This window comes from Sorangiineae bacterium MSr12523 (assembly GCA_037157775.1).
GTDB classification, from domain to species: Bacteria; Myxococcota_A; Polyangia; order Polyangiales; family Polyangiaceae; genus Pendulispora; species Pendulispora brunnea.
In genome coordinates this window covers 542,835-564,202 of the sequence record CP089982.1, presented here as the reverse complement: position 1 = coordinate 564,202, position 21,368 = coordinate 542,835, and the positions used below count along the sequence as shown (strand labels likewise).

Below are 21,368 nucleotides of genomic sequence, written 5' to 3'. Positions count from 1 at the left end.
TGACGTCCATCATCAATCAGATGGTAACGTCCCGCGCATGAAATTCCGCCTTCGCGCCATCGGGCTTTTGTCCCTCGTGCTGGCCGCCACCACCGCCGCTTGCGCCGGCGACGAACCGAGGGATGCGGCTTCGGACGACGCACCGCTCGCCGCACCGACTCCGGTCATCGGCGCGTATTACGCGGGATGGGCCAGTTCGTCCTATCCGGTATCACGGATTCCCGCCAACAAGATTACGCATTTGTTTTATGCATTTGCGACAATCCAAAATGGCCGCTGCGTGGCACCGGGTGGGGCCGATGCCAACTTCAATGCGCTCGCGACACTGAAGCGGCAGTATCCGCAGCTGCGCACGTTGATCTCGATTGGAGGCTGGGGCGCCGGTGGGTTCTCCGATGCGGCGCTCACCCAGGCGTCGCGCCAGCGGTTCGTCACGAGCTGCCTCGACACTTTCTTCACGCGTTACCGCGGCAGCTTCGACGGCGTGGATCTCGATTGGGAATTCCCGGTATCGGGCGGGCCGGTCGAAATCACGGATCGGCCCGAGGACAAGCAGAACATGACGCTCCTGTCCCAGGAATTCCGCCGTCAACTCGACAACCTGGGCCGCCAACGCGGGGCGAAATATCTCGTCACCGCCGCCCTGCCCGCGGGAAGATTGCAGACCGATGGTCCGTATGACCCTGCGGCGAGCTTCGACCTGCGCGCCCTGGGCGGCGTCCTCGACTTCATCAATTTGATGACCTACGACATGGGCACGGGCTTCTCGTCGGTGGCGACCTTCAATGCGCCCATGAGCGAGGTGGCCGAGGATCCGCTGGGGCAGCCGATGCGGAAATGGAACAACGTCACCAACGCGGTGGCGTACTACCGCCAAAATGGCGTTCCGCCGGAGCGCCTCGTGCTCGGCGTTCCCTTTTACGGGCGCGGATTCGTGGTGAAGCAGGAAGGCCCCAACCATGGGCTTTATCAGGCCAAGGCGAGCACCTTCGAGGTTGGCGCGTGGAAGGACATTCAGCCGCTGCTGAACAACCCGGCCTGGAAGCAATACTGGCATCCCGTGGCCCAATCGCCGTGGCTCTACAACGCGGCGGAGCGCAAGTTCGCCAGCTACGAAAACCCGCAATCCATCGGCATTCGGGCGCAATTTGCCAAGCAGAATGGTCTGCTCGGCACCTTCATGTGGGAGCTCTCGGAGGACGACGCGTCGAATAGCCTCCTGAACGCCATGTCCGCCCCATTCAGGTGATCTTCCTGGGAAAAATGGCGTGGTTTGCATCGTTATCGAAACGAACGAATGCAAATCACGCCGACGTTACGAAGTTTGAATAGGCTCGCTATGCGTGAGTCCAACCCTCCACACAACGCGACATTCCATCGCTTTCTTTGGAGGTTCTCATGCGTTCTCGCCGTTCGCCGTTCCTCGCTGCGCTCCTTTTGTCCTCGGTCGGTGTTCTCTTCAGCCTCCCCGCGAGCGCGCAGGAGGCAACGCCTCCTCCCAAGGATGCGCCACGCGCCGAGACCGAGGGGTCCGACTTCAAGCGGATAGCACTCGCCATCAATCCATTGGCCATCGGCATTGGACGATACAGCATCCAGGGCGAATTCCTCCCGATGCCGCACCATGCCATTACGTTGAATCCTTTTTATGCGCACGTCCCCGTCACCATCACCGTGAACGGGCAGGACGTCGACGCCGGTTCGCTCAACGGCTTCGGTGGCGAACTTGGTTATCGCTTCTACACCGGTAGCAAAGGGGCCAATGGCTTCTTCGTCGGCCCCTCGATTCTCTTTGCCTCGTACAGCCAGAGCTCGGGCAACGACGGCGGGGCCAAATCGAGCGATTCCTTCTTGAACTACGGCGCCGCCCTCGACATCGGCGGACAAGCCGTCATCGGACCGGGCATCGTGGTCGGCGGAGGTTTCGGCCTTCAGTACACGAAGACCAGCGAGGACATCAACACCGACAACCTGAATCTCGCCAGCGCCATCGTCGCCGGCGGCGGTATCCGCCCGCGCTTCCTTTTTGCATTGGGCTATTCGTTCTAGACCTCGTTTCGTCGCCAATCAGCCGTTCTTCCGTGTTTCGCGGACGAGCGGTGAGGTCGACCTTGCCGCGCTCGTGCAGATCTCGTGCGAGCGCGGCGAGCATTTTTTGGAGCGTGAAGAGCCGGCGCCGTGCCCCGTCCGTGGCAAACTGCCAGCACCGCAAAGGAAACGCTCCCATGCTCGAACTTCGCCCCAATTGTGAGTGCTGCGACAAAGACCTGCCGCCCGACTCGGCGGAGGCCATGATCTGTACATTCGAATGCACCTTCTGCCGCGACTGCGTGACCCGCTCCCTCGGTGGCATCTGCCCGAACTGCGGCGGCAACTTCACGCCGAGGCCGATCCGCCCCCCATCGAAGCTGGCGAAATACCCGCCGTCGACGAAGCGGGTGCTGAAGCCAAACGGCTGCGATGCGGACGCCGACCACTGAGCAAGGCCCGCTGCCTAGTAGGAATGCCACCCCGTCGCGAACCCCACGTGCGAGGTTTGAGGTAGGTATTTCTCGATAGATCGCCGTCCGCCGTTCTTCAATTGAAATAGCTTTTCACGGCTGCATCGATACGAGATAGCAGTTCGTCGGTCAGGACGGCGTCATCACCGGTCAAGCCCGGGCGCGTCGCCTGAATGGTCGCGCGTGACTCCACGAGCACGCTGAGCGCTGCGGTGAGCTGCAGCTTCTTCAGAACGGCTACGGTCATGCGGCGGGTGGCGTACGAACGAATCGAATCGCCGTTGAGGAGGTTCGCCTTCAATTCGGCCATGATCAGCGGCGTGACCTCGGCGTCGTAGGGCGGATCGTCGAGAAGGGCGTCTTTGTGGTAGAGGTCAGCCCGATCGTCGAGAGGATCCAGGTAAAGGCGCGAGAAGAGACGGTTGGTGGCTTGGTTCACCCGCGCGGCATACCCCGGAATGGTCGCAACCTTGTTGGCGTCGACGGGGACCTTCAGCGGCCCGAGCGCCGCCTTCCATGCTTGCAGGTGCTGCGCGGGCGTACCGGTGCGAACCCACCTGAGGACGCGGTTCAGGGAGTAGTTCGGCGGGTCCCCCGTCCCGTTGAGGAAGGTGGTGAGCACATTGTCGTAAAAAGGCGCCGCGTCGTCTGCGAGCGGGTTGGTGCCGAAGTCGTACCGAGAGCAATCGGGATCGAGCTTCACGTCGGCATCTACGCAAAACGGCTGCGTCGGTTCTTCGCGCGAGAGGCCGTAAAGCCACTTGATGGCCGCAAGATCGTATGGCCTCGGCGAGCCGAGTCGTGGGGAATCGTCCACGATGACGTAGTCCATCACCGACGAAGACGGGGCCTGCAGCGAGCCCTTGAAGTTGTGCCGCAGTCCCAAGGTGTGGCCAATCTCGTGCCCGATGAGCCATGTGATGTACCCCTCGAATTTTTGCTTCTTGGTGAGCGGCGGCAACGTGCCCGCGGCCTGCGCCGCCGAATGCAGCTCGGCGATCGCCGGAGCCCAAAGCGCGCACAATGGCTCGCTGCGGAAGTCGCCCCAGGCGAGGCCGGGTACGGCGCCGTGCGTCGGGGGCGTGACGTCCGACTGCGCCACCTCCGTGGAGGCGGGCGGATCGTCGGCCAATTCATTGAGCACCGACAGCATCTTCGCACCAAAGTAGACGCTGGCACCGCGAATTTCGCCGGTGTTCGGATTGGTGCGTTCATTGGCCAAGGCGAATCCTTGCGTCGGGTCGGCGTCGAAGATGATGTAATTCTTGTCGTCGTCGGCGAATGAATCGTCCGGACTCCCCACCTTGACCTGGAGCGCCTTGAAACCGAACACATCGTTCCACCTCTCGATGCCGCGCTCGAGCGCGCCCACGATGTCATAGGGCGCATAGACCGGATCATCTTTCAATTCGAGAAAGTGATTCGACAAGAGCCACGTAATCGGCTTTCCCCCGGGGTGGATGTTCCACTTGATCGGAGTTTGCGATGCAGTGCCCGTGTTTTTCCTCGAGTGCCGGGCACTGCGAAAGTAGAATTCTTTCGAAGGCAACGCCGAGGCAACGTAATCGGGGCTCTCTAGGTAGCGGCGGAGTGAAAGCCCCAGGGTGCCCGACACCTTGAAGCGATTCGATTCGAGCCCGTCGCGGGGGTTCAGGATCTTGTCGTCATTGAAGCCCGTGAAAACCTCCTCGAAAGTAACGCCGTCGGAGAGCTTGCGGAACTTCTGCAGGAAAGCCAAATCGATCTGGAAATGCGACGGCTGCGAACCTGACGCGAACGAATCCGATAGCGCACCAAAGCGATTCAGGCCCGCCGCAGGGTCGAAAAGTACATAATTTTCCGAGCCGGTGAGCTCGTCGAAACCGCTCGACTTCACGATGGGGTACGCTTCGATGATGAGCGACGGGTCGAACGTGTCGCTGGTGGCATAGTTGTTCGCGGCATCGAAGACGAAGAGCTTGCCATTCTGCTCCCGGAACGTGACCACACGCACGCCCAAGGAGATGGCGGCCCCAACACCGAGCGTTGTAAGCAACGAACCGACCGTACCGGGATAATAGTCCTTGACGTAGGCTGTAAGGAAATAGCGCTCCCCGAGCTCTCGGCGGTTGATCGCCAGGTAAAAGGATCGCGGTGTATCGGTGCTCGGCACCGACTGCGTCACGAGCCCTTGCGCGGCCGATCGAGGCGGCCGATCGATGGCAACGAAGGCATCGCCCTTCGAGAGCACATTGGATTCATCCGGTGAAGAATGGCCCGTTTGCGCGCAACCCGCAGCAACGACGACGGCCGGCGCTACGAGCGCGAGAGACAAATGGACCCCACGGAATGTTCGAGCAAGCGACATAGCGAACACCCTTTCTCTCGTTTGGAACATTCACATCCAGCGTTGTGCTTGGATTGAACAGGATGCGATTTTTCCGAGCGCGAAAAATGTAAATCCGATGTTAATCTTGATTGAAGAGCATCCGTTGGCGAGCTGTTCGCGCAATGCGTGCCTCCTTCGATGAAAAGACGCGGCTCGAACCGTGAGCGTGCGTTCATTTTCGAAGGCGTTGCGGGGACTCGTGATCAGGCTGCTTGCACGCCCTGCGGCTTGTCAGGATAGGGTACACTGCCCTCATTTCCTGCCATGGCCATCCAAAAGCGTTCCGCCCGTCGCACGGTAGCCTTCATCCTCGTCGATCACGCCCTCGCGCTGAACCTCAATGGGCCCGCCGAGGTGTTCAGCGTCGCCGATCATCTGCTCGGAAAAGACGGCGGCTACGACATGGTCTTTCTCTCGGAAGCCGGCGGTCCTATCCGCACGAGCTGCGGTATCGTCGTTTCGACGGAGCGGCTCGACGCGGTGAATATCGCGGGGCTCGACACGCTCATCGTCGTGGGTGGCCCCACGGCGGAATCGCTCCCCCGCGATGCGGCCCTCGTGCGTTGGGTACGCCGCGCCTCGAAAAAGGCGCGGCGCACGTGCACCGTATGCAAGGGCGCCTTTCTCCTGGGTGCGGCGGGGCTGCTCGATGGCCGGCGCGTCGTGACGCATTGGTGCGAAGTCGAAAGGCTGCAAGCCCTGTATCCCAAAGCGCGGGTGGAGCTCGATCCGATTTATCTGCGCGACGGCGGCATCTGGACCTCGGCCGGAATGTCCGCGGGAATCGATCTCGCATTGGCGCTGGTGGAAGACGATTACGGGCGGCGAATCAGCCTGGGTGTGGCGAAAGAAATGGTCATCTTTCTCCACCGCTCCGGCGGCCAAGCGCAATTCAGCAGCGCCCTCGCCGCCCAGACGCGTTTGGGCGCGGGCTCGTCCCACTCCAAAATGGCCGAGCTCCCAGCTTGGATCATGAATCACCTCGACGCAGACCTCAGCGTCGAAGGCCTCGCCAAATCCGTCGGAATGAGCCCGCGAACCTTCGCACGCAACTTCACCCGCTGGCACGGCGGCACCCCCGCCAAATTGGTTCAAGATCTCCGCGTCGAAGCCGCATGCCGCCACCTCGAAACCGGCGACAGCGAGGTCAAACGAATCGCCGACACCTGCGGATTCGGCGACGAAGAGCGCATGCGCCGCGCCTTCATCCGCCGCCTCGGCATCCCGCCCGCCGCCTACCGCGACCGCTTTGGATCGCGTTCTAGCGCGCAGTACGGGTGAATGCGCTCGTGCGGTTGGTTTCCCAGGTGTGGCCGTTGTCGTACGAGAAGGCTTGTTCCCAGCGGGCGGCGTCGGGACCCTGTTTTAGCCAGATGTAGCGCACCTTGATGGGGCGGCCGTCGTCGACGTCGTCGCCATAGAATTCGCCGCGGTTGCCCGCGAAGCTGCCCACGTTCGGCGGCTCCAGTTTGCCGGTTTTGCCGCTGATCTCGTAAATGGACCATTGCCGCTTTTCGGGGTTGAAGACATTGACCGTCACACCGGTGGAGCCGCGCGTCGGGGATGCGCTTTCTTCGACGGAGACCATTCCGCCGAGGTACTGCGTGGTCTTGGTGGTCCCCACGAATTCGTCCCAATCGTCGCTTCCAACACCGCGGACTTTGAGTTTGCGTCTTGCCACCGTCCAATCACCAGCGAGGAAGTCGAAATCGTGCATATCGCCGCCGCTGGAAATCTGGATCGTTTCGGAATGGGTTTCCGCCGTATGTGGCGCGGTTTGCGCTCCCCCACAGGCGGTGACGGCAAACACCGGGACGAGCACGAACATGGTTCGATATTGCATGGGCAAGCACCCCCGCGCTGAGCGCATGGTACGGGTTGATGACTAAGACTTTAGTACTAAAGACTTAGTTGTCAACATCGTTGACGTTGGCGGGCGGAAAACGCCACCCTGACGAACAAGATGGCACCTTCGGCTCAACGACTGCGTTTTCTCCCTGGGCGTTTCCAGATTGCACATCATCCCTCGGCGCGGATGCCGCCGGCCGACGTCGAGTGGCTGGTGATGGTGCGGGCGCCGGATGGGCTCACGGTGGTGAGCCCGGCGGAGGACGCCGAGCCACAGGCGTGGTTGGCCCTCTACAGTGGTGACACCGCGCACGATCTGGATGCGACGGGTATGCTCAGCGCATTGCTCGTCCCCTTGAAGGATGCGGGTATCTCGGTTTTCGTCGGGTCCACGTTTCAGGCGGACCTGGTGCTCATCCCCGAAACGCGGCGCGACGACGCCGTGGAAGCCCTCCGCCGGGCCGGGCACCACGTCACGACAACGCCCTAGAGTATTTGTCCGGCCTAAGAGAATTTCACATGAAGGCGGGAAGGCGGGAAGGTTTTTGTTTTCCAATCCGGCCCATTGGGCGAGCTGGAAAGTCTCAAAAAAAGCGTTCCGTGCCGGCGTCGGTGCTTCAGTGCGCTCGAGTGGGGCCCGCCCCTGCGGGCGCGGAATGCCATGCGGCGCGGGGACCTGGCGGGGGCGCGGGGAAGCATGGCATGAGCACCCGCTTTGGGGCGGGCAGCAGCGCGAAATGGGCCCAATGAGAGCACGGGAGAGCGCTGCCGGGTGGGGCAGCATCTCTCCTTCTGCGTGCGAAGTTCGCTTAGTCCAATCAACTAACCTTTGCCCCAGAGCAAACGCGCTTCGTCGGCGAGGAGATCGGGATACTCCTCGGGGAAAAAGAGTTTCGCCCCTTCGATCTCGGTCACGCCTTGCGACTCCGGCAGAATATCGTCCAAGTATCCAGCGCTCGCTGGTGAAAAGATGCGGTCGGCCATGCCCCATACGATGCGCGCCGGCACCGTGCAGCGACGGAGTGCCGCCTCGATGCCCGCCAGTGCGTTGACTTCGAAGGCCGTCCGATACGACTTAATGGGCATTCTTCGCAGCGGGACCAGGTACGTGTCGATCGTTTCCTCGCGGAGCTCCTCGGGCTTCGAGTAGGCCTGCCCGGCAAGCCCCCGTGCGGTGCGGGCGATGGATTCGTCCGCGAGGAGTGAACGAACCGACGCTGGGGCGCCCTCGCGTTCCACGTCGCAGTTCGTCAGCAAGAGCGTGCGCACCCGGTCCGGATGGCGTGCCACCAAAAGCTGCGCCACGATGCCGCCCATGTCGCTGGCCACCACGTCCACCGCTGGAATGGCCAATCGATCCAGAAAGGCTATCAGCATGGCCACTTGTGCGTCGGGTGCCACACTCTGGCCTTCCGCGACCTGAGAATGCCCGAGCGCCATGAAGTCCGGTGCAAGGCATCGCCGCCGCACCGACAAGCGCTCCAGCGCGCCCCGCCATTGGTATCCATTGAGCGGAAACCCATGCAAAAAGAGCGCAGCCTTCCCTGCCCCGCGCTCGACATAGGCAATTTTCCCAAATCGCGTCTCCACGTACCGACGCTCCGCGCGAAAGGCCGCGGCGTCCATCGACACCGGCATGCTCGCACGCGATGGGCTCGATTTGCATTGTGTCACAAGGCCCGCGGCGAGCGCACTGATCGTCATTTGCATGAATTGTCGGCGATGCATTTCAGTCTCCTTTGCGCCTGGCTCACCAGCGCCCTCGCGCGATCGGTTTCGCGGTTCGATAGATTCAATTGCGCCAGCTTCAATCCGCGCCCGGCATCCGCGCCGGGACCAAGGTAGAACTCGGCCGCATGATCGGCAAAGGCTAGCGGATGGCGCGCGAGCAGCGCCTCGAAACGCTGTCGGGCGCGGGCAATTTCACGCCTGCCGCGCTCCGCCTCGCCCGTGCGCACGTGCCACGCACCGAGCAGACCGAGTGCCTCCGGCTCGCCGCTGGCCGCCACGACCCGCTCGAGCCGGGCCAACGCGGAGGTTGCGTCACCGCGTGCCATCTCGAGCTCCGCGAGATGGATGTTCGCCGTCGCGAACTCCGGCAAGTGCGCCAGCGCCTGCCGGTACGACGCCTCCCCGCGCACCGCCTCGCCCGCGCGCTCGGTCCACATCAATGCGCGCGCGAAATGGATCCACGCATGCGGAAATGGCAACGTCGTATCGAGATCGCCCAGCGCCGCAACGTACGCGCGATCGGCCTCCTCGAAGCGGTTCAGCGCCGCGTAGGCACCCGCGAGCGCACTTCGCGTTGCAAACCCCGGGTGACGCGCCACGCGCTCCTCGAGCTGGGGCAGCACCTCGGCCGCTCGCCCCATGGCCACGAGAATCGACGCGCGCAATGCCGCCACCTCCTCGGCATTCGAGCCCGCGCGCTCGGCCGCTTCGACATCCGCCAGCGCATCGCCGAACCGATGCACCGCCGAGCGCGCACGCGCACGCCGCAACAGATCGCCCGCGGTGCGAAATCGACCTTCGGCCATCGAGCTCGCCCGATCGAGCGCCTCGTAGTCGGCAAAGAATCGCGCCCGCGCCAGCAAAAGCTCCTCCACCCCTGGCTCGTCCCCGCGCTGCGCGATTTGCCGATCCAGGTTCTCGATGGCAATCACGCTGGACGTCGTCACCGCAGGCGCCGCCAGAAAAGGAAAATCCGTTGCAGAATGCACGCGATCGTCGTACGGCACGCCGTCGTCCACCCCCGCCGTCGAGCCGTTCACGAGCCGGGATCGAAAGACGTCAATGACATCGTCCGTCGGACGCCTCCCTCCACAGTCATTGTGCGGCCCGCCCTCGAGCTCCGCGCGCTCCACCGCCAGGTACTCGGCGCAGGTCGCGACGTCGCTGTCGATCCATATCCGATCGTCCGCGAGCACCCTCGCCAAGGTGGCATACCGCGCCGGCGTCGCCGCAAGCCATTGATTGCCACACTGCCCATCGAGCCCGTCGTACAGGGCCAGCCCGGCCTGCAAGTCCGGCACGAACTGCGGCCAATCGGCCTGCGCCGCGCGATTGTATGCTTCCTTGCGGCGATCGGCCACGTCATCGGGTCCCATCGGCTCGATGAGCGCATTGCCGGTGAGCGCTCGCCCCATGCGATCGATGCGCGCACCCAGCCGCGGGCGCTCTGGCACCTCGCCTTGGAAACCACGCGCCTGCGTATGTGGCACCAACGACGAACACGCGCAAACCAGCACCGCGGCCACTCCGGCGCAAACCATCTTTTGCAGCTTCATCACGACCCGTAGGTCCCGCCCCAGACCGCGAGAAGCTTCCCGCCACGTGCCACCACGTCGCGATCGACGGAGACCACGAGCGCCGCCACCTTCCACCCCTGGAGAAAGTTCCGCGCCGGTCCACCGTCCGTGTGCCGCCATGCATCCAGCACCGCCCGCGAGGTCGCCTCGTCCAACATCGGGCAACCCGCCGCATCCACCTTTGCCTTCGCGTTGCCCGCCGCGTTCATCGCCGCCCTGGCACCCTTTACATTGTTGAAAAAGGGATCGTCTCGCAACCCTGCGAAAACACGGAATCGCTGATTTCGCCCTTCGAGCCCCGCAGGCTGGCTCGCATCGCCGTGAAGGTAATCCTCGTCGCCCGCCCAGCATTCCGCCGTGCCCGCGGCATCGAACCGGCACGCGATCGAGGTGCTCGCCGTGGTCTTGCCGAAGCGCGCCCCGCTATCGACGTGAAACACGTATTGCAACCGATCCGAAAATCGATGCGCGACCAAGGTCATCACCAGGTTCACGCGCCGCCCGTCCGGTGACATCCATGCAAAGAGATCGGCTATGTCGGCCGCCGGATCCGCCGTGACCGACGGAGCGTCCAAATGGTCCGACGCCTGCGCAGGGCCTGAAAGGACCGATACCGCGGCGATTGCGCATGCCGCGCCCCATCGAAAATCGTGCATGCCGGCACGTTAGGGATGCACCTCCGCCGCGACTTGGTAAATATTGCGCGACGCGGTCGATCAGGCTGCGGCCAGCGTGCGCGCAACGGTCTGACGAAGCCACCGATGGCCCTCGTCCTGGTGCACGCGCTCGGCCCAAACTTGATTCAACGTGTACGTCGCCAGTCGCAGGGGAAGCTCCACGACACGCAGCCGGAGCGCGCGATCGAACGAATCGATCAACCTCGCGGACACGGTCAGCGCCAAATCGTTCGCGGCCACGACGAACGGTGCAACGAGGAAATTGGGCACGCTCAATGCAATTCGCCGCTTGGCCCCCTGCTTGCGCAGCAGCTCGTCCACCAAGCCCGTCACCGAATCGCCCAGCGCGGCCGAGGGCGATACGACCACGTGCGAAAGCCCGGCATACTCCGCCAAGGTCAACCGCTTTCGCGCGGCAAGAGGATGCCCTTTTCGAAGTACGCACACGAACCGTTCCTCGACCAAATCCTGACGATGCAGCGAAGGATCGATCGCATACTTGCGACCCAACTTGAGATCGCAATCGCCACGCTGAAGGGCCTCCACCCAGTTCGATGGAAGGTGGTGAAATCGTAAATCCACCTTGGGGGCCTCCCGCGCAAGCACGGCCATGAGCCTCGGCAGAAGATAAAGCTCCAGGTTGTCGGTGGAGACAATGCGAAAGGTCCGCTCCGAGGTGCGTGGGTCGAAGGATTCACGGCTCAAAAAGACGCGCTCGAAGTGTGCAATGGCTGCCTCCACGGGCCCCATGAGCGCTTTGGCACGCTCCGTGAGAACCATCGTGCGGCCGGCTTGCACCAAAAGGGGATCATCGAAATGGGCGCGAAGGCGTGCCAGTGCGTGGCTCATCGACGATTGACCGAGCCCGACCTTCTTCGCCGCCCGCGTGACGTTGCGTTCCTGAAGCAACGCGCGAAGGGCAACGATGAGATTCATGTCGATACCGTGCAGAAGCATGCCCAAGTATCAACCGAATCGATGCCTGGCATGAAAACAATCGATTCGACGGATGGCTTGCCCCAGAGCTATTCCCCGAGTCATGCACGAAGCCTCCGGACTTAGCATCCCGCGCTCACTCGAAGACGTGTGCAACCCGCGGGAGATGGCCCTCCTCGTTTATGACATGCAGGTCGGAATCGTCCGCCAAGTGAAGAATAGTAAAGAAATCGTCGCCGGGGTGGGCCACGTTCTCGAGGCCGCCCGCCAGGTGAACATGCGCATTTTTTACACGCGCCACCTTTCGTTGCCGCGGGAACTCATGGGTTCATTCCAGTATCGAATGGCCATGACGTGGCAGCGCGTGGAGAAACCGGAGCTGGTAAAGCCTTGGTTTTTGCGCGATTCACCGGCTTTTCCCATCGTGCCCGAGCTTTCGCCGCGCCCCAGCGAGGCCATTTTCGACAAGCTCGCCATGTCTGCCTTCGAGGGAACACCGCTCACCATGGCACTACGCGATTGCGGAATTCGAGCCGTGGCCATCGTGGGGGTTGCACTCGAGGTGGGTATCGAGCCCACGGCGCGCCACGCGTGCGATTTAGGGTTGATTCCGGTCATCGTTCGCGATGCCTGCGGATTCGGCCATGAAGACGCGGCACAACGCTCCGTCGCCAGCCTGACGTTCGGCGGCGATTCCATCTTTACCGACATCGCCACCTTCCGCCAGAAACTCGGTTTGGCCAATTAGATGCTTGACGGGCGAGCGCATATGAATAGGTTCGCGCGCTATGAACCTAAGAACGGAAATGACCAGGCTCGCCGAAACTTTCGCCCGTGACGTGCTCAGCGCCATCCGCAGCGCTCCGCTCGACGAGATTCTCGGCGAGGGCCGTGGCCGCCCCGCCGTCCCCGCCGCGAAAAGCACGGGACGCGCCGCTGCCCCGGCGGCAGCACCCGAACGAAAGGGCGGCAACGGTCGCCTGCACCGCCGCTCGGACGACGAGATCGGCGTCGTCGTCGACAAGATCGTTGCCCTTCTGAAGAAAAATCCGGCGGGTCTGCGCGCGGAGCAGATTCGTGAAAAGCTGTCGCTTGCGCCGAAGGAGCTGCCCCGCCCGATCAAGGATGCGCTCTCTGGCAAAAAGATTACGGCCAAAGGCCAGAAGCGCGCGACGACCTATTTCGCGAAGTGACGGCGCGGCAGCCTCCCCTTGGGGGACGAACGGTATCCGCTATTTCGCGCGTGCTTCGATGATGCTGATTGGCGACTGAGTCGGCAGCACGCGCACCAATTCGAAGTTCGAAGCGCCCAAGAGCGCGGCAAAGTCGCGCTCGGTGCGTTCACGGCCACCGGATGTAAAGAGAAGCATCACCAAATCGACCATCTTGTTGAGGTCGAGGGTATTCCCCGGCGCCCGATTCGTCTGCACGACCGCGTCGATGACGAGGAGCTTCTGCCCAGGCTTGGAAGCACGATTCACCGCCTCGAGGATGCGCAGGCAGTCCTCGTCGTTCCAATCGTGGATGATGGCCTTTAGAAGATGGGCGTCTGCCTCCGCGGGCACGGATTCGAAGAAGCTGCCGCCAATCTGCTCGCACCGCGCCGAGACACCCGCGCGCTCGAGGGTTGGAGCGGCGCCGCCAATCACGTGCGGCTGGTCGAAGAGGATTCCGCGCATCTTGGGATATTTGGCCAAGATGGCCGCAAGCATGCGCCCTTGACCGCCGCCCACGTCGCAGAGCCGCTGAATGCCGGAGAAATCGTAAGCATCGAGCACCGCTTCGATTTGGGACGACGTGTACGAAGCCATCGTGGCATTGAAGAGCGGTCCCACGTCGGGGTGCTCCTTCATGTGATGCCAGAATCCCGTACCGTAGACATGGTCGAAGGCGGGTTTGCCGGTCTTCACGCTGTAATCGAGGTTGGCCCAGGTGGTGACGATGCTCTCGTGGCATAGAAAGAGCGCGGCCGGTCGCAGCGAGGTCGGATGATCGGCGCGGAGCAACTCCGATTGCGGGGTATTGGCGAAGTGCCCCTCCCTCTCTTCGAAAATGCCAATATCGCCCAGCGCACGCAAAAGCCGGTACACGGTCGGCCCGTGCGTGTCGGTCAGCCGTGCCAGCTCGTCGGCCGTTTTGGCGCCCGACGCAAGATGGTCCGCGTAACCGAATTTGGCGGCCGCACCGATCGCAAAGAAGTACTGGCCGTGAAGATGGAGCATGAGCTCCTGCGCGGCTCGAGTCGAGGCAGATAGCATGATAGATCTCCCCCGAGCGACGGGTCCGAATCTGTTCGATCGCTCGGAATGTGAGAACACCTTACGCCACCAACACGGGCCGGTCAGCTCGCGTTGCCGCGGGCGCAGGTTGCAAGCAAACGGCCGAAGCGCCTTGCACATTCTTGTAGATTTGCTCAGATTTCGCGGAGCATGCCCCCGACGAAAGCGAAGCGAAAAGCGAAACCGGTTCGACGCCAGCCCAAGCAACGCCGCTCCCGGGAGACGGTCGATGCCGTGCTCGACGCCGTGGCCAAGGTGCTCAAGCGCGATGGTGCGGGCGGGCTCACCACGAACCACATTGCCCGGGCGGCCGGCGTGAGCATCGGATCCATCTATCAATACTTCCCCAACAAGGCGGCGCTCTACACGGCCTTGTTCAATCGTCACATCGAAGAATCGAGCCGCCTGGTGGAGAGCACGCTCGTCGAACACGCGGCCTCCCCGCTCGACGAGGTGGTGCGCGCGTTGGTCGAGGCGATGATCGAAGTGCACGCCATCGATCCGGCGCTGCACGAGCTTCTTTCGACGGGCGCACCCCACGGCGCCGAGGTGGCGCGTGATTTCGAAAAGCGCCTTCACGGCGCACTTCGACTGGCCATCTCCTCACGCCCGAAAGAGCTCGGCGTCTCGGGGGATCTCGAACGAAAGCTGTTCGTTCTCACCCAGATGATCGAGGCGCTTTCCCATGGCGTCGTTCTACGGCGCCCGCCCCGCATGTCCCTCGCCGCCGCCAAAGAAGAAGCGGTGCGCGCCGTATTGGTTTACCTGCACGCGTGACGGGGCAATGGACGCCATCTTCGGCGTCTTTGGTGCGGAGCCCGCGCCCTTCGTCGCGACGCGAAGGCTGTTGCTACGCCGCCACGCGAACGACGCGCCGGCTCCATGCCATTGGTCCACATCACGCGGGAAAACACGCGGTGGCACGGATGGTGCGATAGACCATGGCACTGTGAATTCATATCCGGGATGTACCTCCGCCACCATGGCGGCGATTCTTTTGCTTGGAGTAACTGGCTGCGGGATCCCCGCCATCGATGCATCGAAGGTCCAACGCCTCGAGGTCGTGTCGTACGAAGGAGCGTATTTCTGTCCAACGGGTGAAAACAAGCTCGCGGTGCAGGCCAAAATGAGCGACGGCAGCGTGCGGTCCACCAATGCCAGCGATCGATCCGATCAGTTCGATGCCGCCGAATTGGTATGGGCCGTCAGCCCCTCGATGGGACAAGTCGTGTCGAACAAGCTGGATGTGGCCTTCGTCCCCAACGACGACATCACCCCGGCACTCGAAAAGAACGTCACGTTGGACGTCGCCATGGAGAAGAACCGCGCGGCCAAAGGCACGATCGAGCTCACGCCCAACTTTGCTTGCCATCAGGGCGCTTGGTTCAGCGCCGAGGCCGGGGCCGAAGGTGAATCCGGATCCATGAGCTACAGCCTTTTTTCCTCCTTCTCGTCGCGCGGGAGGTCCGGCGGCAACGGTCGGAGTGGCCGCAGCGGCCGCGATGCGACGCCGGTCGTAGCACGCGTCAAATTGGTCGAGACCAAACGCGGAACGCTCGCCGCCGTCCGCGTGATGCGCCTGAGTGACGATTACACCGTGACGTATTTCGTCGATCCCAAAGCGGGCAGAATCACGATTATGAATCGCGGTGGCCAAGGGGGAAAGGGCGGCTCGGGCGAAGACGGGCAGCGTGGCGACTCCGGGGGCACCTGCCGCCGCGGCGGCGATGGTGGAAACGGCGGCAACGGTGGCGACGGCGGAGATGGTGGCGATGGCGGCGCCGTCACGGTGTACATCGATGCGAGCCATCCGGAGCTCGCCAATTTGATACGCGTCGACAATCGCGGAGGCGACGCCGGCCGAGGCGGATACCGAGGCAGCGGCGGGTACGGTGGGTTTGGCGGCTCGGATAGCAAGAAGAAATGCAATCCGTCCGACGGCCGCACCGGCGAATCCGGCATCAGCGGCAGCGACGGCCGATCGGGACGCCCCGGCCCCGCACCGCAATTCCTCATGGCGGAGCCCGAGTCGTTTACGTTCTAAGTCAGGGAGCGCGATCCTCGAACAGCGTCACGAGGAGAAGAAGAAACCGCCAGGACGCCAAAAGAGAGGCGCCAGGATCGCCAGGTGAACCAACAATAAACTCTCATTTTTTTGATTTATCGTTGGTTCAGTTGGCGATCCTGGCCCCCCTGGCGTCCTGGCGATTTCCTTCTTCCTGTTCGAGATCGTGCTCGCCCATTTTTATAAGCGGGCGCTAAACGCCGCGACGAGCTACACTATTCCGTCGAGATCGCATTCCATTCGAGATGAATTCGACGCCATTCGTGGGCAACGAAGTCGCCAACGTCTACGGAGGCTCGTATGCATTCACATTTGCGTTTCGCTCTGCCGTTGTTCGCCCTGCCGCTTTTGCTTCTTGCTGGATGCGGCGGCGAACAGGCCCCCCGCCCCGTGGCCATGGTGCCCAAAGCTGCCCCTCCGCCCCCGCCGCCGGCGGTCCCGTACAAAGGACCAGGTGTTGCGGTGTCGGGCGACATCATGGCCGCCTGCAATATCGTGATCAACAAGGTCGATCGGGCGCCGAAATTCGCATTCGACGAGCACGATCTTCAGCCGGAAGACCGAGCCGTGCTCGACCAAATCGCCAAATGCGTCACAACCGGTCCGCTCAAAGGGCGCTCGCTCAAGCTCATTGGGCGCGCCGATTCGCGCGGCGAGGTCGAATACAATTTTGCACTGGGCGAACGCCGCGCCGACACCGTCGCAGGCTACCTTTCGCAGCTGGGTGTCGAGAAAGCCAAGTTGGTCGAAACGTCGCGCGGCAAATTGGATGCGTCGGGAACGGAAGAATCAAGCTGGGCCCAAGACCGCCGCGTCGATATCGCACTTCTGTAAAAAGTCAGTACATGCTCATCACGGCGACCCGGCGCACCACCATGATGAGCGTGTCCTCCTCACGCGAGGTCTTCTCGGCCTTCGACTTCGCATCCACATAGGTATCGGCCGCTCCGCAGTACCGCAACGGACGCCTTTTCGTGACAGGTTCAGGCTCCGGCTCCACGAGCGGCCAATACCAATCCGAGCCGGCCGAGGAAGGTTGGAGCGCTTCGGGCAGAACCTGCACGAGAAAGCGACACTCCGCGGCGGTGAGCTCGGGCCATTCGATGACGAGCTTTCCTCGCTCGAAGATGCATCGCTTGTGGAATGCCGTGGCGCAATAGCGGCCGTACGGGAAACGCTCCAGCGCCGCCTCGTAGAGCGAAGTTTCCGTGCCACGCCATGCCCACGAGAAGCCCTCGCCTTGCCCTTCGAGGTAGAATTGAGGGCCTTCTTGCTCCATGTTGAAGATGGCCAATCGCCGCGCAGGATCGGCCGGCAAATCGTGAAGGATGCCGTGCTCGTTGACGGGTTCGCTCATGCCCCCATGGTAGCGTGTTCGTAGGCGCGGCTCACCGCCAAGACCTTGGTATCGGCGTAGCGCGCCCCGACGATTTGAAGGCCCATGGGCAGGCCCTCGGTGGTGCGGCCGCAGGGAATGCTCGCGGCCGGTTGCTGCGTCATGTTGAAGGGGTACGTGAACGGCGTCCATCCGGTCCAGCGCGGCGAGGGCGATCCCTCGGGGGCCTCGCGGCCGGCCTCGAAGGCGGGAATGGGCAACGTCGGCGTGAGCAGCACGTCGTACGTCTCGTGAAAGCGCCCCATGCGCTGCCCCAGGGCCGTGCGCACGGCCATGGCATCGAGGTACTGCATCGCGCTCACGCGACGGCCTTCCTCGCAGATGGCCGCAAGCCCGGGATCGAGCCGGTCGATGCGCTGCGGATCCAGCGAGGCAACGGCCTTTGCCGCACCCGCGAACCATAAGGTGTGAAAAGCCTCCACGGGATCGCCGAAGCCCGGATCGACTTGCTCGACCGCGGCACCGAGCCGCGCGAAGACTTCGCCCGCGCGCAAAATCGCCGCCTCGATCTCGGGGTGCACGTTCTTCACGTACCCAAGGCGCGGGCTCAAGGCGATGCGCAGACGCGAGACGTCCAGCGCGAGTCCCTCCACGAAGGAGCCATGCAGCGGCTCCAGTGCCGTAGGATCGCGGCTGTCGGGGCGCGAAAGGACGTCCATCATGAGCGCCGCGTCCTCCACCGTGCGGGTCATCGGCCCCACGTGCGACAACGTGCCGAATGGGCTCGACGGATACAGCGGGACGCGCCCGTAAGTCGGCTTGAGGCCGAAGATGCCGCAGAACCCCGCGGGAATGCGCACCGATCCACCGCCGTCGGTCCCCACGGAGAGTGGCGCCATGCCCAACGCCACGGCCGCGGCGCTCCCACCGCTCGAACCGCCCGCCGTTCGCGATGAATCCCATGGATTGCGCGTGATGCCGGTGAGCGGCGAATCGGTCACGCCTTTCCAGCCCAATTCCGGCGTGGTCGTTTTCCCCACGAAGACAGCGCCGGCCTCGCGCAAGCGCGCAACGCTCGGTGCATCTTCGTCCCACGGTTGCCCGGGATCGACGGCGAACGAACCGCGCATCGTGGGCCAGCCCCGCGTGAGCAGAATGTCCTTGATGGACACCGGCACCCCGTCCAATGCGCCGCACGGCTTGCCCTCGCGCCAGCGCGCCTCGGAAGCCCGTGCGGCCTCGAGGGCCTGGTCGTTCGCAATCAGGCAAAAGGCATTCACCCGCGGATTCGTGCTCTCGATGCGATCGAGCACGGCGCGCACCACCTCCACTGGAGAAAGCGCACCGCTGCGGTACGCATCCAAGAGCAATCGCGCGGATAGAAATACCGGATCGGTGTGCATTGGTTGACAGGCTACCGGCCTCTTGTATGATTGTCAACAATCTACCAAGGAGGCATCATGCCCCGATTCATGAAGATCACGCTGGAGAAGCGCGGCGTGTCCTGCGTGGCGCGCTTGCTCGACGAGGATGCTCCGCGCTCCTGCGATGCCGTATGGAAAGCCTTGCCCCTGGCAGGAGACGCCTATCATGCGAAATACGCGCGCAATGAAGTGTACACGATGGTGCCGCGTTTTGCGGATCACGAGCCTGGCATCGAGAATCCGACGGTCACCCCCATACCGGGCGACGTCGTCTATTTCTCCTTTGCTGCGGGCATGCTCGATCGGCGGTTCAAGCAGGAAAAAGGTATCGAACATTTGCCCAGCCTCATCGATCTGGCCATTTTCTATGGTCGCAATAATTTACTATTGAACGGCGACGTCGGCTGGGTCGTTGGCAACGTCTATGCGTCCATCGTCGAAAATCTCGATGCCATGGCCACGGCCTGCAACGACGTTTGGCGCTCGGGAAGCGTGGGCGAGCGACTCATTTACACCCGGCACGAAGTCTGATGTCGGCCCTGGTCGTTCCGCCGGGACCGAATCCGCGCCGTGGGATCGGGGTGGTGGCACCCTACGACTTCGCATTGGATCACGAGCTATGGCGCTGGGTGCCGGACGGCGTCACGTTGCACACCACGCGTACTCCGTATTTCGCCCTGCCCGTGGGCATCGAAATGGCGGAAACCGTGAGCGATGCCGCCGCCGTGATCGAGGGCGTTCACTCCTTGGTCACCGTCCGACCCGAGGCCGTCGCATACGCCTGTACCTCGGGTAGCTTCGTGCATGGGCGGCTCGGCGAGCGCTATCTGTCCACGACCATGCGCGAAACCGGTGCGCCGGTCGCGGTCACCACCTCGGGGGCGCTCCTCGAGGCGCTCTCCACACTGGAAATCACGCGCTTGGCGGTGGCCACGCCCTACGTGCCGGAGGTGACCGATCGGCTGTGCGCGTTCCTCGCCGAGGCCGCGGTCGACGTGGTCAAAAGCCACGACCTATGCCTCACCCATGACATTTGGACCGTGGATTATGCACGTGTCGCCGACATGATCCTCGCCTGCGACGATCCGGGCGCGGAGGCCGTGTTCGTGAGCTGCACGAACGTGCCCACCTACGACGTCATCGCGCCGCTCGAAGCGGCTCTCGCCAAACCGATATTGACCGCGAACCAAGTTACCATGTGGGCCGTGCTGCGCGCGCTCTCGCTGCAGGCCCGCGGGCCGGGCCAGAGCTTGCTCATGGTCGGAGGGTCGAATTGAACTCGGGAGGAGACCATGGACAATCGCGAAACCTTGCGGCGCGCCATTGCCGCCTCGGCGATGGGAAATGCCACGGAATGGTACGATTACGGCATTTACGCCTTCGTCGCAGGGACGATGGGGCGCGTATTCTTTCCCTCGGACGATCCTGTCGTATCCCTACTTTCCGCGTACGGCGTCTTTGCTGCGTCGTTCGTGGTCAGGCCGTTCGGCGGCATGGTCTTCGGCCCCCTCGGCGATCGGATCGGGCGGCAGAAGATCCTTGCCCTCACCATCATCGTCATGTCGGCGTGCACGTTTCTCATCGGCCTGCTCCCTGGCTATGGCACGCTCGGACCGGCCGCACCGATGCTTCTCATCGTGCTGCGCCTCGTGCAAGGCTTCTCCACCGGTGGCGAATACGGCGGGGCGGCCACGTTCATGGCGGAGTACTCGCCCGACGAGAAGCGGGGCTTCTGCGGCAGCTTTCTCGAATTCGGCACCCTCTCGGGCTACGTCTTCGGCGCCGGCGTGGTGGCCGTCACCCATCTTTTCCTGGGCGATTTGGCCATGGAGTCGTGGGGCTGGCGCATTCCCTTCTTGCTCGCGGGGCCGCTGGGCGGGGTCGGGCTCTATTTGCGCTCCAAGCTGGAGGACACGCCGGTGTTCCGCGAGCTCTCGGAGTCGCATGACTCGAACGCGCCAGAGAGCTCGACGTTCTCGGAGCTCTTTCAGCATTGGCGGCCGATGCTCGTTTGCATGGGCATGGTCGTGATGCTGAACGGCGTCGACTACACCTTGCTCACCTACATGCCCGAGTACCTGCGCGGTCCGCTGCATCTGTCCTCGAGCAGTGCGCTGCTCGTGACCATTGCGGCCTACGTCGGGATGCTCGCGGCCGTTACCTTCGCGGGAAGGCTTTCCGATCGCGTGGGGCGCAAACCGCTATGGTTCGCATCCGGCGGCGCCATTTTGCTCCTGTCGATTCCGGCGTTTTTGCTCATGGGCCGGGGCTGGGCCTTTGCCGTGGTGGGCTTCGTGGCCTTGGGGCTTCTGTTCTCCCTCCAGCTCGGCACCGTGTCGGCGACGTTTCCCGCGCTCTTTCCCACGAGGGTGCGCTACTCGGGGTTTGCCATCAGCTACAACATCGCGACGTCGCTCTTCGGTGGAACCGCACCTTTGATCATCTCGTACCTGATCGACAAAACGGGTAACGACCTGATGCCCGCATTCTATATGATGGCCACGTGCGCAATCGGACTCGTGGCCGTCGCATTCTCACCGGAAACACTCGGCCTGTCGCTCCGCGGGACGGGAGATGTCGGGCAGGCCGGGCAGGTCGGCGTCACGAAACGGGAGGCAGCTTAGGA

Annotated in this window: 22 protein-coding genes; 13 read left to right on the top strand and 9 right to left on the bottom strand. The window is 63.1% G+C overall.

The features are described from left to right. The first annotated feature begins 37 nt into the window (after nt 1-37). From LZC95_02405 to LZC95_02395, 3 genes are all read left to right on the top strand, one after another. On the top strand, nt 38-1,249 hold the full coding sequence (locus LZC95_02405; GenBank protein ID WXA95694.1) for a glycoside hydrolase family 18 protein: 1,212 nt from the start codon (nt 38-40) through the stop codon (nt 1,247-1,249). 149 nt (nt 1,250-1,398) lie between these two features. Then, nucleotides 1,399-2,049 carry a hypothetical protein gene (locus LZC95_02400; protein ID WXA95693.1) on the top strand — a complete coding sequence of 217 codons (651 nt, stop codon included), beginning with the start codon at nt 1,399-1,401 and terminating at the stop codon, nt 2,047-2,049. A gap of 176 nt (nt 2,050-2,225) precedes the next feature. After that, nucleotides 2,226-2,480 (top strand): DUF1272 domain-containing protein, encoded by a 255-nt coding sequence (locus LZC95_02395; GenBank protein ID WXA95692.1) that lies wholly within the window; start codon nt 2,226-2,228, stop codon nt 2,478-2,480. Nucleotides 2,481-2,577: 97 nt separating this feature from the next. Here the strand turns inward: LZC95_02395 and LZC95_02390 are convergent, their stop codons facing one another. Beyond that, nucleotides 2,578-4,848, bottom strand: a complete 2,271-nt coding sequence (locus tag LZC95_02390) for a zinc-dependent metalloprotease (GenBank protein WXA95691.1) — start codon at nt 4,846-4,848, stop codon at nt 2,578-2,580. A gap of 285 nt (nt 4,849-5,133) precedes the next feature. Here LZC95_02390 and LZC95_02385 point away from each other — a divergent pair, with 285 nt between their 5' ends. Continuing rightward, the gene (locus tag LZC95_02385; protein WXA95690.1) at nt 5,134-6,150 is read left to right on the top strand and encodes a DJ-1/PfpI family protein; all 1,017 of its coding nucleotides are present in this window, start codon (nt 5,134-5,136) and stop codon (nt 6,148-6,150) included. Here the strand turns inward: LZC95_02385 and LZC95_02380 are convergent. Next, on the bottom strand, nt 6,131-6,712 hold the full coding sequence (locus LZC95_02380) for a hypothetical protein (protein ID WXA95689.1): 582 nt from the start codon (nt 6,710-6,712) through the stop codon (nt 6,131-6,133). The two genes, LZC95_02385 and LZC95_02380, sit on opposite strands and share 20 nt — an antisense overlap. Nucleotides 6,713-6,904: 192 nt before the next feature. Between LZC95_02380 and LZC95_02375 the strand changes: the two genes are divergently transcribed. Continuing rightward, nucleotides 6,905-7,207 (top strand): ACT domain-containing protein, encoded by a 303-nt coding sequence (locus tag LZC95_02375; GenBank protein WXA95688.1) that lies wholly within the window; start codon nt 6,905-6,907, stop codon nt 7,205-7,207. A gap of 332 nt (nt 7,208-7,539) precedes the next feature. Here the strand turns inward: LZC95_02375 and LZC95_02370 are convergent, their stop codons facing one another. Genes LZC95_02370 through LZC95_02355 form a run of 4 tightly spaced genes read right to left on the bottom strand, consistent with a single transcriptional unit; the run spans nt 7,540 to nt 11,638 of the window. After that, nucleotides 7,540-8,445 carry an alpha/beta hydrolase gene (locus LZC95_02370; GenBank protein WXA95687.1) on the bottom strand — a complete coding sequence of 302 codons (906 nt, stop codon included), beginning with the start codon at nt 8,443-8,445 and terminating at the stop codon, nt 7,540-7,542. Continuing rightward, complete coding sequence (locus LZC95_02365) at nt 8,418-10,007, bottom strand: hypothetical protein (protein ID WXA95686.1); 1,590 nt, start codon at nt 10,005-10,007, stop codon at nt 8,418-8,420. Before LZC95_02365 ends, LZC95_02370 begins: the two co-directional genes overlap by 28 nt. Beyond that, nucleotides 10,004-10,681 carry a DUF4331 domain-containing protein gene (locus LZC95_02360; protein WXA95685.1) on the bottom strand — a complete coding sequence of 226 codons (678 nt, stop codon included), beginning with the start codon at nt 10,679-10,681 and terminating at the stop codon, nt 10,004-10,006. Before LZC95_02360 ends, LZC95_02365 begins: the two co-directional genes overlap by 4 nt. A 60-nt stretch (nt 10,682-10,741) precedes the next feature. Further along, nucleotides 10,742-11,638: a LysR family transcriptional regulator gene (locus tag LZC95_02355; GenBank protein ID WXA95684.1), complete on the bottom strand. Its 897-nt coding sequence runs from the start codon at nt 11,636-11,638 to the stop codon at nt 10,742-10,744. Nucleotides 11,639-11,741: 103 nt separating this feature from the next. On the opposite strand from LZC95_02355, the gene LZC95_02350 reads away from it, so the two are divergent. Together LZC95_02350 and LZC95_02345 are read left to right on the top strand one after the other, a co-directional pair. Continuing rightward, complete coding sequence (locus LZC95_02350; GenBank protein WXA95683.1) at nt 11,742-12,386, top strand: cysteine hydrolase; 645 nt, start codon at nt 11,742-11,744, stop codon at nt 12,384-12,386. 58 nt (nt 12,387-12,444) lie between these two features. Beyond that, nucleotides 12,445-12,831 (top strand): hypothetical protein, encoded by a 387-nt coding sequence (locus LZC95_02345; protein ID WXA95682.1) that lies wholly within the window; start codon nt 12,445-12,447, stop codon nt 12,829-12,831. A 39-nt stretch (nt 12,832-12,870) separates the two neighbouring features. On the opposite strand, the gene LZC95_02340 is transcribed toward LZC95_02345, so the two are convergent. Then, on the bottom strand, nt 12,871-13,896 hold the full coding sequence (locus LZC95_02340; GenBank protein WXA95681.1) for an SAM-dependent methyltransferase: 1,026 nt from the start codon (nt 13,894-13,896) through the stop codon (nt 12,871-12,873). A gap of 171 nt (nt 13,897-14,067) precedes the next feature. Between LZC95_02340 and LZC95_02335 the strand changes: the two genes are divergently transcribed. From LZC95_02335 to LZC95_02325, 3 genes are all read left to right on the top strand, one after another. After that, nucleotides 14,068-14,694: a TetR/AcrR family transcriptional regulator gene (locus LZC95_02335; protein WXA95680.1), complete on the top strand. Its 627-nt coding sequence runs from the start codon at nt 14,068-14,070 to the stop codon at nt 14,692-14,694. Between the two features lie 205 nt (nt 14,695-14,899). After that, on the top strand, nt 14,900-15,961 hold the full coding sequence (locus LZC95_02330; protein WXA95679.1) for a hypothetical protein: 1,062 nt from the start codon (nt 14,900-14,902) through the stop codon (nt 15,959-15,961). 321 nt (nt 15,962-16,282) lie between these two features. Next, a complete protein-coding gene (locus tag LZC95_02325) occupies nt 16,283-16,816 on the top strand; it encodes an OmpA family protein (GenBank protein ID WXA95678.1) in 534 nt (177 codons plus the stop codon). Between the two features lie 4 nt (nt 16,817-16,820). Here LZC95_02325 and LZC95_02320 read toward each other — a convergent pair whose 3' ends face one another. Both LZC95_02320 and LZC95_02315 read right to left on the bottom strand, forming a co-directional pair. Next, nucleotides 16,821-17,339 (bottom strand): hypothetical protein, encoded by a 519-nt coding sequence (locus LZC95_02320; GenBank protein WXA95677.1) that lies wholly within the window; start codon nt 17,337-17,339, stop codon nt 16,821-16,823. Then, complete coding sequence (locus LZC95_02315) at nt 17,336-18,721, bottom strand: amidase (GenBank protein ID WXA95676.1); 1,386 nt, start codon at nt 18,719-18,721, stop codon at nt 17,336-17,338. Before LZC95_02315 ends, LZC95_02320 begins: the two co-directional genes overlap by 4 nt. 57 nt (nt 18,722-18,778) lie before the next feature. Here LZC95_02315 and LZC95_02310 point away from each other — a divergent pair, with 57 nt between their 5' ends. The 3 genes from LZC95_02310 to LZC95_02300 are packed head-to-tail and all read left to right on the top strand — an operon-like array spanning nt 18,779 to nt 21,366. After that, complete coding sequence (locus LZC95_02310) at nt 18,779-19,273, top strand: DUF3830 family protein (protein ID WXA95675.1); 495 nt, start codon at nt 18,779-18,781, stop codon at nt 19,271-19,273. After that, complete coding sequence (locus LZC95_02305) at nt 19,273-20,019, top strand: hypothetical protein (GenBank protein ID WXA95674.1); 747 nt, start codon at nt 19,273-19,275, stop codon at nt 20,017-20,019. The genes LZC95_02310 and LZC95_02305 overlap by 1 nt, the downstream gene beginning before the upstream one ends. 15 nt (nt 20,020-20,034) lie before the next feature. Beyond that, the gene (locus LZC95_02300) at nt 20,035-21,366 is read left to right on the top strand and encodes an MFS transporter (protein ID WXA95673.1); all 1,332 of its coding nucleotides are present in this window, start codon (nt 20,035-20,037) and stop codon (nt 21,364-21,366) included. Nucleotides 21,367-21,368: the final 2 nt, after the last annotated feature.

Excerpts from the sequence above, each read along its gene's own strand:
- LZC95_02405 (WXA95694.1), top strand. The coding sequence starts at position 38 with ATGAAATTCCGCCTTCGCGCCATCGGGCTTTTGTCCCTCGTGCTGGCC.
- LZC95_02400 (WXA95693.1), top strand. The coding sequence starts at position 1,399 with ATGCGTTCTCGCCGTTCGCCGTTCCTCGCTGCGCTCCTTTTGTCCTCG.
- LZC95_02395 (WXA95692.1), top strand. The coding sequence starts at position 2,226 with ATGCTCGAACTTCGCCCCAATTGTGAGTGCTGCGACAAAGACCTGCCG.
- LZC95_02390 (WXA95691.1), bottom strand. The coding sequence starts at position 4,848 with ATGTCGCTTGCTCGAACATTCCGTGGGGTCCATTTGTCTCTCGCGCTC.
- LZC95_02385 (WXA95690.1), top strand. The coding sequence starts at position 5,134 with ATGGCCATCCAAAAGCGTTCCGCCCGTCGCACGGTAGCCTTCATCCTC.
- LZC95_02380 (WXA95689.1), bottom strand. The coding sequence starts at position 6,712 with ATGCAATATCGAACCATGTTCGTGCTCGTCCCGGTGTTTGCCGTCACC.
- LZC95_02375 (WXA95688.1), top strand. The coding sequence starts at position 6,905 with ATGCCGCCGGCCGACGTCGAGTGGCTGGTGATGGTGCGGGCGCCGGAT.
- LZC95_02370 (WXA95687.1), bottom strand. The coding sequence starts at position 8,445 with ATGCATCGCCGACAATTCATGCAAATGACGATCAGTGCGCTCGCCGCG.
- LZC95_02360 (WXA95685.1), bottom strand. The coding sequence starts at position 10,681 with ATGCACGATTTTCGATGGGGCGCGGCATGCGCAATCGCCGCGGTATCG.
- LZC95_02355 (WXA95684.1), bottom strand. The coding sequence starts at position 11,638 with ATGAATCTCATCGTTGCCCTTCGCGCGTTGCTTCAGGAACGCAACGTC.
- LZC95_02350 (WXA95683.1), top strand. The coding sequence starts at position 11,742 with ATGCACGAAGCCTCCGGACTTAGCATCCCGCGCTCACTCGAAGACGTG.
- LZC95_02345 (WXA95682.1), top strand. The coding sequence starts at position 12,445 with ATGACCAGGCTCGCCGAAACTTTCGCCCGTGACGTGCTCAGCGCCATC.
- LZC95_02340 (WXA95681.1), bottom strand. The coding sequence starts at position 13,896 with ATGCTATCTGCCTCGACTCGAGCCGCGCAGGAGCTCATGCTCCATCTT.
- LZC95_02335 (WXA95680.1), top strand. The coding sequence starts at position 14,068 with ATGCCCCCGACGAAAGCGAAGCGAAAAGCGAAACCGGTTCGACGCCAG.
- LZC95_02330 (WXA95679.1), top strand. The coding sequence starts at position 14,900 with ATGGCGGCGATTCTTTTGCTTGGAGTAACTGGCTGCGGGATCCCCGCC.
- LZC95_02325 (WXA95678.1), top strand. The coding sequence starts at position 16,283 with ATGCATTCACATTTGCGTTTCGCTCTGCCGTTGTTCGCCCTGCCGCTT.
- LZC95_02320 (WXA95677.1), bottom strand. The coding sequence starts at position 17,339 with ATGAGCGAACCCGTCAACGAGCACGGCATCCTTCACGATTTGCCGGCC.
- LZC95_02315 (WXA95676.1), bottom strand. The coding sequence starts at position 18,721 with ATGCACACCGATCCGGTATTTCTATCCGCGCGATTGCTCTTGGATGCG.
- LZC95_02310 (WXA95675.1), top strand. The coding sequence starts at position 18,779 with ATGCCCCGATTCATGAAGATCACGCTGGAGAAGCGCGGCGTGTCCTGC.
- LZC95_02305 (WXA95674.1), top strand. The coding sequence starts at position 19,273 with ATGTCGGCCCTGGTCGTTCCGCCGGGACCGAATCCGCGCCGTGGGATC.
- LZC95_02300 (WXA95673.1), top strand. The coding sequence starts at position 20,035 with ATGGACAATCGCGAAACCTTGCGGCGCGCCATTGCCGCCTCGGCGATG.